This is a genomic window from Candidatus Poriferisocius sp., assembly GCF_965219775.1.
Taxonomy (GTDB): Bacteria; Actinomycetota; Acidimicrobiia; order Acidimicrobiales; family Bin134; genus Poriferisocius.
In genome coordinates, this window is the sequence record NZ_OZ244793.1 from 2,014,884 (window position 1) to 2,029,708 (window position 14,825).

Annotated in this window: 14 protein-coding genes and 1 tRNA gene; 4 read left to right on the forward strand and 11 right to left on the reverse strand. The window is 70.5% G+C overall.

Going from position 1 to position 14,825, the window contains the following annotated elements:
* Positions 1 to 123: 123 nt before the first annotated feature.
* On the forward strand, positions 124 to 807 hold the full coding sequence (locus ACOQPQ_RS08975) for a class I SAM-dependent methyltransferase (RefSeq protein WP_420639100.1): 684 nt from the start codon (positions 124 to 126) through the stop codon (positions 805 to 807).
* Between the two features lie 182 nt (positions 808 to 989).
* Here ACOQPQ_RS08975 and ACOQPQ_RS08980 read toward each other — a convergent pair whose 3' ends face one another.
* The 8 genes from ACOQPQ_RS08980 to ACOQPQ_RS09015 form a co-directional block, all read right to left on the reverse strand.
* Positions 990 to 1,772 carry an SDR family NAD(P)-dependent oxidoreductase gene (locus ACOQPQ_RS08980; RefSeq protein ID WP_420639101.1) on the reverse strand — a complete coding sequence of 261 codons (783 nt, stop codon included), beginning with the start codon at positions 1,770 to 1,772 and terminating at the stop codon, positions 990 to 992.
* A gap of 71 nt (positions 1,773 to 1,843) precedes the next feature.
* Positions 1,844 to 2,623, reverse strand: coding sequence for an SDR family NAD(P)-dependent oxidoreductase (locus ACOQPQ_RS08985; RefSeq protein WP_420639102.1), 780 nt, complete (start codon positions 2,621 to 2,623; stop codon positions 1,844 to 1,846).
* 64 nt (positions 2,624 to 2,687) lie between these two features.
* Positions 2,688 to 2,763 (reverse strand) — tRNA-Glu (locus ACOQPQ_RS08990).
* 130 nt (positions 2,764 to 2,893) lie between these two features.
* Positions 2,894 to 3,034, reverse strand: a complete 141-nt coding sequence (locus ACOQPQ_RS08995) for a hypothetical protein (RefSeq protein ID WP_420639103.1) — start codon at positions 3,032 to 3,034, stop codon at positions 2,894 to 2,896.
* 12 nt (positions 3,035 to 3,046) lie between these two features.
* On the reverse strand, positions 3,047 to 3,982 hold the full coding sequence (locus ACOQPQ_RS09000; RefSeq protein ID WP_420639104.1) for a methyltransferase domain-containing protein: 936 nt from the start codon (positions 3,980 to 3,982) through the stop codon (positions 3,047 to 3,049).
* Between the two features lie 33 nt (positions 3,983 to 4,015).
* Positions 4,016 to 4,876 (reverse strand): SDR family NAD(P)-dependent oxidoreductase, encoded by an 861-nt coding sequence (locus ACOQPQ_RS09005; protein WP_420639105.1) that lies wholly within the window; start codon positions 4,874 to 4,876, stop codon positions 4,016 to 4,018.
* A gap of 67 nt (positions 4,877 to 4,943) precedes the next feature.
* The gene (locus tag ACOQPQ_RS09010) at positions 4,944 to 5,636 is read right to left on the reverse strand and encodes a VIT1/CCC1 transporter family protein (RefSeq protein ID WP_420639106.1); all 693 of its coding nucleotides are present in this window, start codon (positions 5,634 to 5,636) and stop codon (positions 4,944 to 4,946) included.
* Between the two features lie 136 nt (positions 5,637 to 5,772).
* The gene (locus tag ACOQPQ_RS09015) at positions 5,773 to 7,041 is read right to left on the reverse strand and encodes a CoA transferase (RefSeq protein WP_420639107.1); all 1,269 of its coding nucleotides are present in this window, start codon (positions 7,039 to 7,041) and stop codon (positions 5,773 to 5,775) included.
* Positions 7,042 to 7,289: 248 nt separating this feature from the next.
* Between ACOQPQ_RS09015 and ACOQPQ_RS09020 the strand changes: the two genes are divergently transcribed.
* The 3 genes from ACOQPQ_RS09020 to ACOQPQ_RS09030 all read left to right on the forward strand — a co-directional run bounded on the left by ACOQPQ_RS09020 (position 7,290) and on the right by ACOQPQ_RS09030 (position 10,294).
* The gene (locus ACOQPQ_RS09020; RefSeq protein WP_420639108.1) at positions 7,290 to 7,595 is read left to right on the forward strand and encodes a hypothetical protein; all 306 of its coding nucleotides are present in this window, start codon (positions 7,290 to 7,292) and stop codon (positions 7,593 to 7,595) included.
* Positions 7,596 to 7,657: 62 nt separating this feature from the next.
* Entirely contained in the window at positions 7,658 to 9,157 is a 1,500-nt protein-coding gene (locus ACOQPQ_RS09025) for a class I adenylate-forming enzyme family protein (RefSeq protein ID WP_420639109.1), read from the forward strand.
* Between the two features lie 33 nt (positions 9,158 to 9,190).
* Positions 9,191 to 10,294 carry an enoyl-CoA hydratase/isomerase family protein gene (locus tag ACOQPQ_RS09030; RefSeq protein WP_420639110.1) on the forward strand — a complete coding sequence of 368 codons (1,104 nt, stop codon included), beginning with the start codon at positions 9,191 to 9,193 and terminating at the stop codon, positions 10,292 to 10,294.
* 37 nt (positions 10,295 to 10,331) lie between these two features.
* Here the strand turns inward: ACOQPQ_RS09030 and ACOQPQ_RS09035 are convergent, their stop codons facing one another.
* The 3 genes from ACOQPQ_RS09035 to ACOQPQ_RS09045 all read right to left on the reverse strand — a co-directional run bounded on the left by ACOQPQ_RS09035 (position 10,332) and on the right by ACOQPQ_RS09045 (position 14,744).
* Positions 10,332 to 11,489 carry an acetyl-CoA C-acetyltransferase gene (locus ACOQPQ_RS09035; RefSeq protein WP_420639111.1) on the reverse strand — a complete coding sequence of 386 codons (1,158 nt, stop codon included), beginning with the start codon at positions 11,487 to 11,489 and terminating at the stop codon, positions 10,332 to 10,334.
* Positions 11,490 to 11,578: 89 nt separating this feature from the next.
* Complete coding sequence (locus ACOQPQ_RS09040; RefSeq protein ID WP_420639112.1) at positions 11,579 to 12,769, reverse strand: acyl-CoA dehydrogenase family protein; 1,191 nt, start codon at positions 12,767 to 12,769, stop codon at positions 11,579 to 11,581.
* A 22-nt stretch (positions 12,770 to 12,791) separates the two neighbouring features.
* Positions 12,792 to 14,744, reverse strand: coding sequence for a molybdopterin-dependent oxidoreductase (locus tag ACOQPQ_RS09045; protein WP_420639113.1), 1,953 nt, complete (start codon positions 14,742 to 14,744; stop codon positions 12,792 to 12,794).
* Positions 14,745 to 14,825 lie beyond the last annotated feature (81 nt).

Sequence of the window (14,825 nt, forward strand, 5' to 3'; positions counted from 1 at the left end):
AGGCCCTAGGCTGGCCGGGTCCCGTCTCGTCCGATTCGCCAACCGGGAGGAACCCTGGACCGAGAATTCGCCGCGGCCACGCTCGCAGACCTGAACCTCGACCCCGACACCCGGCTGCTGGCGGTGTGTGCGGGCACCGAGGACTGGGAGCTGCTGACATCGCTCGGATTCTCCGATGTGGTGGTGTCCAACCTGGACGAAGCCTTCGCCCCCCTGGTTCCCGACGGGAGATGGTCGTACCAGGATGCCCAGTCGCTGAACTTCGGCGACCGCTCGTTCGACTGGGTGTTCGTCTCCGAGGGTCTGCACCACTGCCGCTCCCCGCATCGGGCGCTGGTGGAGATGTACCGGGTGTGCCGCGAGGGGATCGTGGCCATCGAGGCCCGTGACAGTGCGCTCGTGCGGCTGGCCGTGCGGGTGGGCATGGCCGACACCTACGAGCTGGCCGCGGTCACCGATCAGGGGTTCCGCACCGGGGGAATGGACAACACCAGCGTTCCCAACCACGTGTACCGCTGGACCGAGGCGGAGATCGTCAAGACGCTGCGGTCCTACGACCCCACCGGCCGGCCCCGCATCGAGTTTCGCTACGGCCTGCGCCTGCCCACCGCCGAGGCCACCGGTCGTCGGCGGCGCCGGGCCGGGCGGCTGGCCGAGCCCGTGCTCCGCACGCTGTGCATGGCCTTCAAGCGCCAGGGCAACCAGCTTGCCGTGATCGCCCGCCGACCCGAGGAGTTGCACCCCTGGCTTCACCGGGTCGACGGCCAGGTGGAGTTCAACCCCGACTACGCCCGACCCTCGTCGTGATCAGCCACCGGGGCTAGTGGTGTGTCGCAGAAATAGCGACGTGGCATGCGACGGCAGCGGGGTTCCTCGCAAGGCGCGACGACGAAGCCATACTCCCTGCGTACGGCGAGGAGACGCAACGCAGCGAGGGGCGCCGATGCCTAGCAAGACATGCGCGATTATTTCTGCGACACACCACTAACTCAGGCCGGGGGAACGCCGGTCAGATTGCAGTCGGAGATGAGGCCACCGTCGACAACGATGGCCTGACCGGTGATGGCCGAGGATTCGTCCGAGGCCAGGAACAACACCAGGTTGGCGATCTCCTCGGGCCGGATGGTGCGGCCCAGGGCGTGCATGGCCGAGATCTCCTCGTGGGTCTTCAGGCCGATGCCGAGCACCGAGTCGTACATGGGGGTCTCCACCACGCCGGGGCAGATGGCGTTGACCCGGATGTTCTTGCGCCCCCATTCCACGGCGGCGGTACGGGTCAGGTTGATGAGCCCGGCCTTGGCCGTGCAGTAGGGGGCGTTGCCCGGAGAGGCCACCACGCCGTAGATCGACGAGGTGCTGACGATGGACCCTCCCCCTTGAGCCGCCATGTGGGGGATGGCCGCCTTCATGCCGTACATGGCGGCGGTGAGCATGACCCGCAGGCTGGTGTCCCAGCCCTCGGGGTCGAGGTCGGGGATGTAGCCGCCGGTACTGGTGGCCGCGTTGTTGAACAGCACGTCGATGCGGCCGAACTCCGACACCGCCCGCTCCACGGCAGCGGTTACGTCGTCCAGCGACCCCACGTCGCAGTGCTGGTACACCGCCCGGGCGCCGCCCTCGGACAGCTCGGCCACCAACTTCTCACCCGACTCGTCCACCACGTCGGTGCCCACCACCGCGGCCCCCTCGGCGGCCAGGCGCCGCATGGTGGCCATGCCGATCCCCCCGCTGGCCCCCGTCACCAACGCCACTCTGTCGTCCAAACGACCCATGATTGCCTCCCTCACTCGGAACGAACGGAACTACTGGTGCGCAGACTAGTGGTGTGTATGAGACCTACCCATCAATCGGCCGCGTGGCTCTCCGCCTGGGGGGTGGGGGTGCCGGCGGTGAGGCCGCCGTCGGCGGGGTAGTCGCCGCCGGTGCAGTAGGAGGCCTGGTCGGAGGCCAGCCACACCACCAGGTCGGCCACCTCGCCCAACTCGGCCATCCGCCGCAGCGGCACGGTAGCCCCGTAGTGGCGTTCGTAGTCTTCGTCGCTCCAGCCGGGTCGGCGGGTCATGGCCGTACGCAGGGGGCCGGGCACCACCGTGTTGACCCGGATGCCATCATCGGCCAACTCCAACGCCGCCGTGCGGGTGAGCCCCCGAACGCCCCACTTGGACGAGGTGTAGGCGGGCATGCCCACCGTGCCCTGGAACCCACCGGGCGAACACAGGTTGATAATCGAGCCCCCGCCGCCCGCGGCCATGACCGGCGCGGCCGCCCGGATGCCCAGAAACGTGCCCACCAGGTTGGTCTCGATCACCTTGCGGAACTCGTCGGGCTCGCACGCCAGGATCGGGTTCACCCGGATGATCCCGGCGTTGTTCACCAGGATGTCGAGGCGGCCTCCCCCGGCGTCGGCGGCCGAGGCCACCGCCGCTTCCCATTGCTCGGCGTCGGTCACGTCCAACGCCACAAATCGGGCGTTGGCCTCGGCCGAAGCGGCCGCACCCTCGTCAACTCGTCGATCAGCGGCGGTCACCAAGGCGCCGGCGTCCGACAGGCGCCGCACGATCTCCGCCCCCAGCCCCCGGGCCGCCCCCGTGACCAACGCCGACTTGCCGTCCAGTGGCGTCATCGCTCACCCCCCAACGGGACTCGGGCCGCTACCCGGCCGCGTCTCGGCTTGGGCACGGCTGGCATGGCACCCCGTACGGGATTCGAACCCGTGTTACCAGATTGAGAATCTGGCGTCCTAGGCCTCTAGACGAACGGGGCAGGAGCACTCAAGCTTGACGAGTGTACCGGCTGCCGATCGGCAGGGGCGACCCGAATTCTGCCCCTGTTCCGAGGCGGCCCGGCAAGTGCCTTGGGCGTCTCGGGCGTTCAAGGGATGGCAGGGGGGCTGTCAGGGCCGGACCTGGTAGATGATGTTGGCGTTGGTCTCGGTGACCCGCTCAAAGCTGGTGAAACCGGCGGCCCCGAACACCTCGCGCATGGCCGACTCCCCGGCTTGTGCTCCCAATCCCAGCCCCACGGGCTGGGCCATGGAACAAGGAACTCAAAACACCGCCGAGGCCCCGTACGACGTGGCCGCCATGGGGTTTTCGGTCAGGTTGCGAACATGGCCGTCCAGGGCGAACGGCTCCACCACGAACACCGAGCCCCCCTCGGCCAGCCTGGTGCGGGCGTGGGCGGCGGCCCCCACCGGGTCGCCCATGTCGTGCAGGCAGTCCAAGAAGAAGATCACGTCATAGCTGCCGCCGTAACCCTGGGAGTCGGCCACCTCGAAGGAGGCATTGTCCAGGCCGGCCGCCGTGGTCAACTCCCGGGCTTGGTCGATGGACGGACCGTGGAAGTCGATGCCGGTGAACCGGGACTCGGGGTAGGCCGACGCCAGGATCTGTACCGAGTCCCCGCAGCCGCAGCCCACGTCGGCAGCGGTGGCCCCGGCCTGGAGCTGCTCCTCGATGCCCTCGGCCGCCGGGATCCACTCGGTGGCCAGGTGGGCCTCGTACTGGGGCCGGAAGAAGCGGGCGGTGGCGGTGAACAAGCACGGGTGATGGTCGCCCCAGGCCAGCCCGCCGTCACCCCGGAACGCATCCAGCACTTCGCCCATGTCGGCGAACATCGCTCGGAACATACCGATGCCCCCGGCCAGAAACGCCGGGCTCACCTCCCAGGCCAGCACCACAGCCGCTTCATCGGTGAGCACAAAGGAAACCTGTTGTTTCGGCTGGTCGCCCGCGGGCTCGTCCTGATGATGGAGTTCCACCAGTCCCACCGCGGCCTGCTGGCGCAGCCACTCGGTGACCAGGCGGGCATTGCAGCCCACCGCCTCGGCCAGGGCGTCGGCGGTCATGGGCCCGGCGCCGGCCATGGCCTGGTAGAGACCCAGCTCGTCGCCAACGTGGATCATGGCGATGGTGGTGGCGCCGGCCATGTGATCGGCCACCTCCTTGGCCAGCTCGGATACCCGCTCCACGTCAATGTCCATGGGAGCCCCCTCCTGATCGCCGTTTCCGCACGGTCACCGGTGATCGGGAACGTGACGCTTCCATCCGGCGGCGGCCAGATTGCCGCCGTCGATGTGGATGGTCGAGCCGGTCACGAACCGGGACATGTCCCCGGCCAGATACACCACGGCGGCAGCGCAGTCGTGAACCGAACCGGTCTCCGGCCACGGTTGCGAGGCCAGTCCCGGCACCATCTCGACCCCGTCGGCCCCGAGCTGCCCCTCACCCGCCGTGGGAATCACGTCGGGGGCGATGCAGTTGACCCGGATGCCGGCGGGGGCCAGTTCCAGCGACAGCGACTTGGCCAGGTTGGCCTGGGCCGCCTTCATCGCCGAGTAGATCGAGAATCCGGGACCGGCCCGGTGGGCTTCGATGGAGGTGACGTTGATGATCGACCCACCCTCGGACATGAGCGGGAGGCATCCCCGGATGAACCCGGTGACCTGGGTGAAGTTCTCGGCGATGAGGGCCGCCTCGCCCTTGGGGTTGATGTCGGCGAACGGGGCGTGGAACGTTCCGCCGACGTTGTTCACCAGCACGTCCACCCGGCCGTAGGCCTCGCCCACCTCCGCCAACCATGCCTCCCGGGCCTCGGCGTCACGGACATCCAGGAGACCGGTCACGCACCGACGGCCCAGATCCCCAACCGCAGCGGCGGTGGCGGCCATGTCGTCGGCCTCCCGGTCGCAGATGGCCAGATCGGCCCCGAAGCGGGCCAGAGCCAGCGCGGTCGCCGCCCCGATCCCCCGAGCCCCGCCGGTGACCAGGGCGACTTTGTCGGAGAGCAGCACGCTGGACGGATCCAGCACCCGGCCGTCGTCCCAGATGGACGGACCCGTACCACCGCCCCCCAGCGTCCATTCTCTGGTTGTCATGCTCTGGCACCCCCTGTACCAGCGAGCCGCGCGCCGTCGCCACGACGGAGCGGCCCGGGCTGCGCCGTCATACGCCGACCCCCACGGCCGAGCCGATGCCGAAAGTGGCCGCCGCAGTGGCGGCCACGAACACGAGATGGCGCAACGAGCCCCGCACCACCGAGCGGTTGGTGGCCACGGCCAGCGCACTCCCCACCAGAATGGCGCCCACCGCGCCGAGCACGATCGACCCCACAATGGCCCCATTGCCACCCCCGAAGAACCAGGGCAGCAGCGGCAGCACCGCCCCCAGGGCAAAGGAGAAGAACGACGACAGGGAGGCGAACAGCGGTTTGCCCAACTCGTTGGGATCTATGCCCATTTCCTCGCGGGCATGGACCTCCAGGGCCTTCTCGGGATCGGCCATGACGTTGGTGGCCATCTCCCGGGCCACGGCCTGCTCCATGCCCCGGGACTCGTAGATCTCGGCCAGCTCCTCCACCTCGCTCTCGGGATTGCGAGCGTGCTCCCGGCGTTCTCGCTCCAGCTCCCGCTCCAGGAGTTCCCGCTGGGCCTGCATCGACAGGTACTCCCCCGCCGCCATGGACATCGCCCCGGCCACCAGACCGGCAATGCCCACCAACCGCACCAGCCCCTGGCCCGATGTCCCCCCGGCAAAGCCCAAGATGATGGCCATGTTGGACACCAGGCCGTCGCTCACCCCGAACACCGCGGCCCGATACCCGCCTTGGGTCACCTTCCGGTGATGCCCCTCGACCATGTGCCCCGACCCATGATGTCCCGACCCGTGATGCCCCGACCCGTGATGTCCCGAGTGATGTCCTGCACTGTGCTCATGGGAGCCGCGACGTCTTCTGGCGAACACTGTCTCAACCTACTTCCTGCACCCGCACAATTCACTCATGGACCGGCCTGACTGGCCCCATTTGGGGGTCGAGCACCACCTGCTCGTCGTCGTCGGCCCGCACCACCCAGCGATCCCCCCGCCGAAACACCTCGGCGTCGGGGGCGGTCAGATCGTCCCCGGCCCGCAGCCAGCTCACCGCCGTGCTCATGGCCACCTCGATCAACCCCGCCCGGCCCGCAGCCATGGCCTCGAGAACGGCCCGACAGGCCACCAAGCCGGCCACCGGATCGGCGGCGGCATCGGCCACGAACCACGGCAGCCCGCCGTGGGGATCGGCCAGCCACAGGCCCCCGGCCACCGCGGCGTCGTCGCCGAAGCCGGGCCGGTCGTCGCCGTGGGCGGTGATCGACACCCATAGCAGACCGCAGGTTCGGGCCACCTCCAAGCGGTCGATGCCCCAGTTGGCCCACACCCGGGGCCGCAGCCCGTCCACCACCACCGCGGCCCGGCGACACAGCTCCCCGAACCGGGCCTGACCCTCAGCACCTTCCAGGTCGATGATCGTGTGCTGTTTGCCCCGGTTCATCAGCTCGAAGAAGGCGGGCGACCCGTACCGGGCGCCGTCGGGGCGGTTCGGTCCCTCCACCTTGGTCACCGCCGTGCCACGACCGCCCAGCAACGAGGCGCACAGCGGCCCGGCCCACAGCGAACTCGTGTCCACCACCAGGCGGCGGCCGGGGGCCAGCGACCCGGCGTCGGCGAACGAGTGGGGTTCAGCGGGCGCCGGCGGTCGGGCCGCTTCGCCCACGGCCAGGCCCAGCCACCCGGCCCGCTCCAGCAACTCGGCCATTGGCCGCCGCCGCGCCCCGTCGACCACCGCAGCCCACACATCGGCACCGGGGGGCACGTCTCGTTGCAACCAGGCGGGAACCATTTCCACGTCGCTGGTCCGGGCCAGCGACACCGCCAGCACCCCGTCAGCGGCGGCCACCATCCGGCAGGCCCCACCCACCGACACCGCCCCCCGCCGCCGTCGACCCACCAAGGCGGCGCGTTCCCCCAGAAACCCCGCGGCATCGGTGCGCAACCCCGCGCTGGGTCCTTCAGAAATTTCCGGCCGCCCCACTCCCCCCGGTGCGCTGACATTGCCCGTGGCTTGGGCGCGCAGCCTGGCAATGTCGGCCACCACCTCGTCCAGTCGCTGCACCCAGCGACCGGAAGCCACCGCCGGGGGGCCGTCCTCAGGTCCGCTCAAGGCCATCAACCCGGACTGGGCCCACACCAGAGCAGGGTGGAGGCCGGTTCCGTCGGGCGTCATCGGGGCGATCCCACCGGGCGGTCCCACGCCACGAAAGTACCGGTCCCCGCCCGATGACGCCGCGGCCGGGACCCCCGATGTCCTGCCGATGTCCTGCCGCAGGCCACCTGCTGGCCTCGCCCGCCCGCAGCCCTTCGCGGGCCGGAGCACGATGCCCACGCCCCTGGTCCAGGGCCTCAGGGCCGACGCAGCTTGTACCGGGCGGGGCTGATGGGAAAAGATCGGGGGACATCTCCCAGGGGGTAGGAATGGACCTGAAACCGGGTAGCCGCCTCAAGAGTTCGGTGTGCGAGACCGAACTGATCGTGGTCAAGGCACCGAGCGGCGACGTGGACATCCGTTGCGGGGGCGCGCCGATGGGCGATCCCGCCAACGTCGAGACCAACGGCGAGGTGGCAGGCGACGCCGCGGGCGGCACCGCCTTGGGCAAGCGCTACGTGAACGACGATGAGTCGCTGGAGGTGCTCTGCACCAAGCCCGGCGCCGGTTCGCTGGCGGTGGACGGCACGCCCCTGGGGCTGAAAGAGGCCAAACCGCTGCCTGCCTCCGACTGAGCGGCCCCGATCGAACTGCCCACGGACACCGCGCCCGCCACCGCACCGCCGGGAATGCACCGATGAACCTGATGATGCTGCTGGAGATGGCCTCCAGCGGCTTCGGCGACCGCACCGCCGTCGGGCCCGCAGGCCAGGGCCTCACCTACGAGGAGCTGTTCGAGCGATCAGGGGCGGCCGCCGCCCGCTTTCGCGACGCGGGCATCGAGCGGGTCAGCCTGGTGGACGTCAGCAGCGAGGCCCTGCCCATCGCGCTGTTCGCCTCGGCCTGGGCGGGGGTGCCGTTCGTGCCCCTCAACTACCGGCTGACCGCCCCCGAGTTGCGCCATCTGGCCGCCGAGGTGTCCCCCTCGGTCACGGTGTGCAACCAAGGGGCCCTGGACACCATCGGCGACGTGACCGGCGTGCAGGCCGTCGACCGTCCCGCGTTCTTGGACCAGTGGGCCCAGGGAGGCGCCCCCGACCGGGACTGGAGCGCCGACCCCGATGACATCGCCGTCTTGCTCTACACCAGCGGCACCACCGGCGCCCCCAAGGCCGCCGTGCTGCGCCACCGCCACCTGGTGTCGTACATCATCGGCTCGGTGGAGTTCATGGGGGCGGCCGAGGACGAGGCCACCCTGGTGTCGGTGCCCCCGTACCACGTGGCCGGGATGGCCGCCATCTTGAGTTCGGTGTACGCCGGACGCCGCATCGTGCAGCTCCCCGACTTCGACGCCGCCGAGTGGGTGAGCCTGGTGCGCACCGAGCACGTCACCCACGCCATGGTCGTGCCCACCATGTTGGCCCGCATCGTGGATCACCTCGACGAGGTGGGCGGGGGCCTGCCCTCCCTGCGGGCCCTGTCCTACGGCGGTGGCAAGATGCCCGCACCGGTGATCGCCCGGGCCCTGGACAAGCTGCCGGAGACCAACTTCGTCAACGCCTACGGCCTCACCGAGACCAGCTCCACGGTGGCGGTGCTCGGCCCCGAGGAGCACCGGGAGGCCCACCGGTCGGGCGATCCGGCCGTGCGAGCCCGCCTGGGATCGGCCGGTCGACCGCTCCCCGCCATCGAGGTGGACATTCGCGACGAGGAGGGCAGGCCGGTGCCCGCCGGGACCTCGGGAGAGATCTGGGTGCGGGGCGAGCAGGTCTCCGGCGAGTACCTGGGGCGAAACTCCCGGGTCACCCCCGACGGTTGGTTTCCCACCAACGACGGGGGCTCACTGGACGACCACGGCTATCTGTTCGTGGAAGGCCGGATCGACGACATCATCGTGCGGGGCGGCGAGAACATCTCCCCCGGCGAGATCGAGGACGTGCTGGTGAGCCACCCCGCGGTGGACGACGCCGCCGCCGTCGGCATCCCCGACGAGCAGTGGGGAGAGGCGGTGGCCGCCGTGGTGGTTCCGGCCAAGGGCCAGACGGTGGACATCGCCGAGCTGCAGGAGTTCGTGAAGACCCGGATGCGGTCGTCACGCACCCCCGACCGCGTCGAGGTGCGCCCCGAGCTGCCCTACAACGAGACCGGCAAGCTGCTGCGCCGCATCCTGCGAGATGAGCTGGCCGACAGTGGTTGAGGCCGGCCGTCGGCGGTTCCCCGCCGGCTAGTGGTGGCCTCGCCCGTCGAGATCACCGGTCTGGCGGAACTGGAGGAGCGGCTGCGGTACCCCTACGCCGCCGAGGACTGGGGGCTGGCCGACTGCCCGTTCGTCGTGACCCGGCTCACCTCCGACGACCTGGCCGGCCGGCCCGGCGACCGGCTGGCCGAGGCCATCAAGGCGGTTCCCGCGGTCATGGCCGTGGCCGTACCCGACGGCGGGGCCAGCGCCGGTAACCCCCGTCTCCATCATCAGGATTCTCGGGGCCAGCAGGACCGTCTGGACCAGCTCGACGTGTTGTGCCGCCTGTTCGACGTGGTGGTGGCCGACGATCCCGTGGCCCTGCCGACGGCGGTGCGCGCCGCCGAGATCGAACCGATGGCCGCCGCTGCGGCGGCGTCACCGGCCGCGGCGATCACCCTGGTCCAACTCCTGCGTCTGAGCGAGAGCCGATCCACCGTCGAGGGCCTGGTGGCCGAGTCGCTGGCCTACTCCACCCTTCAGACCGGCCCCGAGTACCAAACCTGGCTGGCCACCCAGCGGTCTCGTCCGCGACCCGACGCTCCCGAGCCCCCCGTGCTGGCCGAGCGCATCGGCTCCACCCTTTACCTCACCCTCAACCGGCCCCGGCGCCACAACGCCTTCAGCGCCCCGATGCGCGACCACCTGGTCGAGCAACTGCGGGCCGCGGGCGCCGACCCCAGCCTCGACGGCATCGTGGTCACCGGGGCCGGGCCCACCTTTTGTTCCGGCGGCGACCTGGCCGAGTTCGGCACCACCCCCGACCCCGGTACCGCCCACCGGATTCGCTCGGTCCGCAGCGCCGCCTTCTGGATGGACCGGCTGGCCGCCAAGATCCGGGTGATGGTCCACGGCCCGTGCGTGGGGGCCGGAGTGGAGTTGCCCGCCTACGCCCACGACGTGGTGGCCCACCCCGACACCACCTTCCGGCTGCCCGAGGTGGCCATGGGCCTCGTGCCCGGCGCGGGCGGCACCGTGAGCATCGCCCGCCGCATCGGTCGCCAACGACTGGGCTACCTGGCCCTCACCAACGCCGAAATCGACACCACCACGGCCCTGTCGTGGGGGCTCATCGACCGAGTCTCCCCCGCCTGACCAGGGGCCACACTCTCTCCGGGCGGGCGGGAAGCCCCTACAGCCGCTCGATGATGGTGACGTTGGCCTGGCCGCCCCCCTCGCACATGGTCTGCAGCCCGTAGCGGCCGCCGGTGCGCTCCAACTCGTTCACCAGGGTGGTCATCAGCCGGGCCCCGGTGGCCCCCAAGGGGTGGCCCAGGGCGATGGCCCCGCCGTTCACGTTCACCTTCTCGTGGGGCACGTCGTGCTCGCCCATCCAGGCCAGCACCACCGAGGCAAAAGCCTCGTTGCACTCGAACAGGTCGATGTCGTCGATGGTCATGCCCGTTCGGGCCAGCGCGTGCTCGGTGGCGGGAATGGGGCCGGTGAGCATGAAGATGGGGTCGGCGCCCCGCACCGACATGTGGTGAATGCGAGCCCGAGGCCGCAGGCCGTGGTCGGCCACCGCCTGATCGCCCGCGATCAACAGGGCACAGGCCGCATCGGAGATCTGACTGGACACCGCCGCGGTCAGCCGCCCTCCCTCGGCCAACGGGGCCAAGCCGGCCATCTTCTCCAATGTGGTCCCCCGGCGGATGCCCTCATCGGTGGACAGGCCGGCCATGGGCAGGATCTCGTTGTCGAATCGGCCCTCGTCGGTGGCGGTGGCCGCCCGCTCGTGGCTGGCCAGAGCGAACTCCTCCATGTCCTGGCGGCTGATGCCCCAATGCTCGGCGATCATCTCCGCCCCGCGAAACTGCGACACCTCCTGGGTGCCGTAGCGCTCCACCCAGCCGTCGGAGCCGCAGAACGGATCGGGATCGGTCACCCCCAGGTGCTCGGCGGCGGTCAGGGCCGAGCCGATGGGGATCATGCTCATGTTCTGCACGCCGCCCGCCACCACCAGGTCGTTGACCCCGGCCATCACCGCCTGGGCGGCAAAGTGGACGGCCTGTTGGGCCGAGCCGCACTGCCGGTCGATGGTGGTGCCGGGCACGTGCTCGGGCAACCCGGCGGCCAACCAGGCGGTGCGGGCGATGTCGCCCGCCTGGGGACCGAGGGCGTCCACGCAGCCGTACATCACGTCGTCCACGGCGGCGGGATCGACGCCGGTGCGCTCCAACAGCCCGACGAGGGGGTGGGCTCCCAGGTCGGCCGGGTGGACCTGCGACAAGCTGCCGCCCCGTCGTCCCACCGGCGTGCGGACCGCATCGATGATGTATGCCTCAGCCATGTTCGCTCCTGTCGTCGGTCATCCGGTCAATCGGCCATTCGGTCGATCGACCATTCGGCCATCTCGTCGGGGCCATTTCGTCGGGGCCATCATCGCGGCTCGCGGGGCAGGCCCAAAACCCGTTCGCCGATGATGTTCCGCTGGATCTCGTTTGACCCGGCGTAGATGGTGTGGGCCCGGCTGTAGAGGAAGGTGCGCTGCCAGGAGTCCAGGGAGTAGTCCTCGCCCGGTTGGGCCGGCCCCGCGATGGCCGCCGCCCCCCGCACCCGCACCATCAGCTCGCCCAGCGACCGGTGCCAGTTGGACCACACCAGCTTGCCGATGGACATCTCCGGCCCCGGCACGCCCCCGGAGTCCACCACGGTCAGCATCCGCAGGTTGTTGTACCGCAGGATCTCCAGGGTGGCGTAGGCCTGGGCCAGCGCCTGGCGCACCACCATATCATCGGCGGTGCCGTTGGCCCGGGCCTCGGCCAACAGTGCGTCCAGTTCCTGGCGAAAGGAGGTCTGCTGGCCGAGGGTGGACGCCCCCCGCTCGAAGGCCAGCGTGCCCATGGCCACCTCCCAGCCCCGACCGGGCCGGCCCACCACCAGATCGGCGTCGGTCACCGCGTCGTCCAAGAACACCTCGTTGAACTCGGTCCCCCCGGTGATCTGCACGATGGGTCGAATCTCGATGCCCGGCTGATCCATGGGCACCAGCAGGTAGGAGAGGCCCGCGTGGCGAGCCGAATCGGGGTCGGTTCGACACACCACGAAGCACCAATCCGAGTACTGGGCCAGCGAGGTCCAGATCTTCTGCCCGTTGATCACCCAGCGGTCGCCGTCGAGTTCCGCCCTGGTGCCCACGTTGGCCAGATCGGACCCGGCATTGGGCTCGGAGTAGCCCTGGCACCAGAACTCGGTGGCCGACAGGATGGGGGGAACGAACCGCTCCTGCTGTTCCGCCGTGCCGTAGGCCACCAGGGTCGGCCCCAACAGGGTGACCCCCATGTTGGGCAGCCGCCCCGGCGCCCTGGTCTCCACGTAGGTCTGATGGAACAGCACCTGCTCCGACAAGCTGCACTCCCGACCACCCAGGCGGGCCGGGAAGTCGATACCCAGCCAGCCCCCGGCGGCCAGCTCCCGCTCCCAGGCGATCTGCAGCTCCACCGGGATGTCCTCCTGCCCGGTGCCGCCCCGACCCCGCAGCTCGGCGAACTCCCCCACCAGGTGTTCCTCCAGCCACGTGCGTACCTCGTCGCGGAAGGCCCGCTCCGATGCCGAGAGATCAAAATCCATGGTTGCCGGTTTCAGCCACGACTCACGCTTGGTCGGCCCGCACCTGAATGGTGTGCCAACCGGTGGCCCCGTCGGGCGCCGGGTTGCTGATCTCGGAGGTCTGGGTGGATCCGGTGCCGTCGGTGGCCCGCACCCGGATCCGGTGCTCACCGGGCGTGGCCTCCCACGCGACCATCCATTGACGCCACGAGTTGACCGTGGTCTCGCGGCTGAGCTCGGCCTCCACCCACGGCTCGTCGTCCACCTGCACCTCCACCCGCTCGATGGCCCGAGTGGGAGCCCAGGCCACCCCGGCAATCGGGGTGGGGCCGGGGTCGATGGTGGCGTCCCGCCGGGGCACGTCGATGCGGGACTGGGTCTTGATCGGCCCTTCCTTGGCCCATCCCCGGGGAATCCAGTACCCGTTGAACCCCTCCCAGGTGGTCAGCTCGATGTCCGACAGCCACTTGGTAGCCGACACGTACCCGTACAGCCCGGCCACCACCAGACGGGCGGGGAAACCGTGGGAGATGGGCAGGGGTTCCCCGTTCATCTGCACGGCCACCAGGGCCACTCGACCGTCTCGCGCCACTTCGGTGGGGAAGCCCGCCGTCCAGCGGTCCACCGAGCGCCCCACGATCTGGGTGGCCTCGGGCCGCACCCCGGCCAGATCCAACACGGTGGTGAGGGGCACCCCCACCCAGGTGGCGTTGCCCACCAGGTCGCCGCCCACCCGGTTGGACACGCACGACAGGGTCACGTCCTCCTGCACCAAGCCCAGGTCCAGCAGCTCCTCGTAGCCGATCTCCACCTCCCGGTCCACCATGCCGTGAACCCGAAGCGACCAGTCCTCCGGGTCGATCTGTGGGTAGGCGAGGGCGGTGTCGATCAGGTAGAAGTCCTCGTTGGGGGTGATGAGCGGGGCGATCCCGGCGATGTAGTCGAAGTTCGGCTCCCGCGCCGGCTCGGCGGTCACGGAGGGGCCGGGCTCGCCGCCGGCGTCGGTACCGTCCCCGGCACCGGAATCCGCACCGGGCTCGGCGGGGGAATCGCCGGCACCGCCGCCGTCGTCGGCGACACCCGGTTCGGAGGCATCGGCTTGGGCGCCGTTGCCCTGGGTGGCCCCGGTGGCTCCCGGCGTGGTGGTGACGCTGCGCCCCTGGAGGGCGTCGGCGGCAAAGCCCTCTCGGGCGCCCTCCACCGTGTCGCGCCGCCGCAGCCATCGACCGAGCAGCCCGCCGGCCAGCGACGCCCCGGCCATGATGCCCACCGCCCCGACGAACCGTCGCCGGTCGTTGTAACGCCCCCGACCGACCATCGGCACCCGGGCCTCCCGCCCCGCTGCCGCCAGAGCCTTCGACGGCGAGAGCCCTGAAGCTGCCGGTTCCGGCTGAGGAGATTCAGATGATGCCGGTTCCGACGGCGAAGATTCCAGCGGCGAAGAATCCGAGGGTGCCGCTTCCGACAGGGTGCTCGACCCGGCCGCAGTGGGCCGTTGGGCCTCCCGGTAGGCCAGCACGAACAGGGTCAGGAACACGGCGATGCCGAAGGCGCCCGACAACAGGCCCGACGTCCAGCCCCACCCTGCGCCGGCCAGGGGGTTGCGGGCCGCGGCCCAGCCGCCGACCACCGCGAACACCACCAGACCGACGGGGGCCACCCACCACCGCTTCCGGGAGGCCAACCCCAGCACTGCTCCCAGCAGGACCGACACCACCACGATGCCCCACACCAAGGCGGGCTTCTGGGCGCTGCCCAGGGTGTCGATCGACCAGCGGGCGATGAATCCGGGGGTGTTGTCCACGAACACGTCGGCCACCGACACCACCAGGGAGGGAATGGCGCGGCTCAGCCCCGACAGGATCTCGCTCAGGCCCAAGGCACCGCCGGCGGCGACCAGGCCCGCGGAGGTCGCCTGGGCCGGTGAGACGGCCGCCCGTCGGCCGGCCGGGTCCGCCGAGGTGGTGGCTTCCGTGGTGGTTTGCGATTCGCTCATGTTCGCCTTCTCACTGCCCTGTTGTGACCGGTTCTCGGCGCGGGACGGGGGAACCGTCGCCGCCGGACCAAGGCTATTGTG

Bases quoted from the DNA above. Each gene is read 5' to 3' on its own strand.
- ACOQPQ_RS08980 (WP_420639101.1), bottom strand. From the start codon at position 1,772: ATGGGTCGTTTGGACGACAGAGTGGCGTTGGTGACGGGGGCCAGCGGG.
- ACOQPQ_RS09015 (WP_420639107.1), bottom strand. From the start codon at position 7,041: ATGACGCCCGACGGAACCGGCCTCCACCCTGCTCTGGTGTGGGCCCAG.
- ACOQPQ_RS09025 (WP_420639109.1), top strand. From the start codon at position 7,658: ATGAACCTGATGATGCTGCTGGAGATGGCCTCCAGCGGCTTCGGCGAC.
- ACOQPQ_RS09035 (WP_420639111.1), bottom strand. From the start codon at position 11,489: ATGGCTGAGGCATACATCATCGATGCGGTCCGCACGCCGGTGGGACGA.
- ACOQPQ_RS09000 (WP_420639104.1), bottom strand. From the start codon at position 3,982: ATGGACATTGACGTGGAGCGGGTATCCGAGCTGGCCAAGGAGGTGGCC.
- ACOQPQ_RS08985 (WP_420639102.1), bottom strand. From the start codon at position 2,623: ATGACGCCACTGGACGGCAAGTCGGCGTTGGTCACGGGGGCGGCCCGG.
- ACOQPQ_RS08995 (WP_420639103.1), bottom strand. From the start codon at position 3,034: ATGGCCCAGCCCGTGGGGCTGGGATTGGGAGCACAAGCCGGGGAGTCG.
- ACOQPQ_RS09040 (WP_420639112.1), bottom strand. From the start codon at position 12,769: ATGGATTTTGATCTCTCGGCATCGGAGCGGGCCTTCCGCGACGAGGTA.
- ACOQPQ_RS09005 (WP_420639105.1), bottom strand. From the start codon at position 4,876: ATGACAACCAGAGAATGGACGCTGGGGGGCGGTGGTACGGGTCCGTCC.
- ACOQPQ_RS09020 (WP_420639108.1), top strand. From the start codon at position 7,290: ATGGACCTGAAACCGGGTAGCCGCCTCAAGAGTTCGGTGTGCGAGACC.
- ACOQPQ_RS09010 (WP_420639106.1), bottom strand. From the start codon at position 5,636: ATGGTCGAGGGGCATCACCGGAAGGTGACCCAAGGCGGGTATCGGGCC.
- ACOQPQ_RS09045 (WP_420639113.1), bottom strand. From the start codon at position 14,744: ATGAGCGAATCGCAAACCACCACGGAAGCCACCACCTCGGCGGACCCG.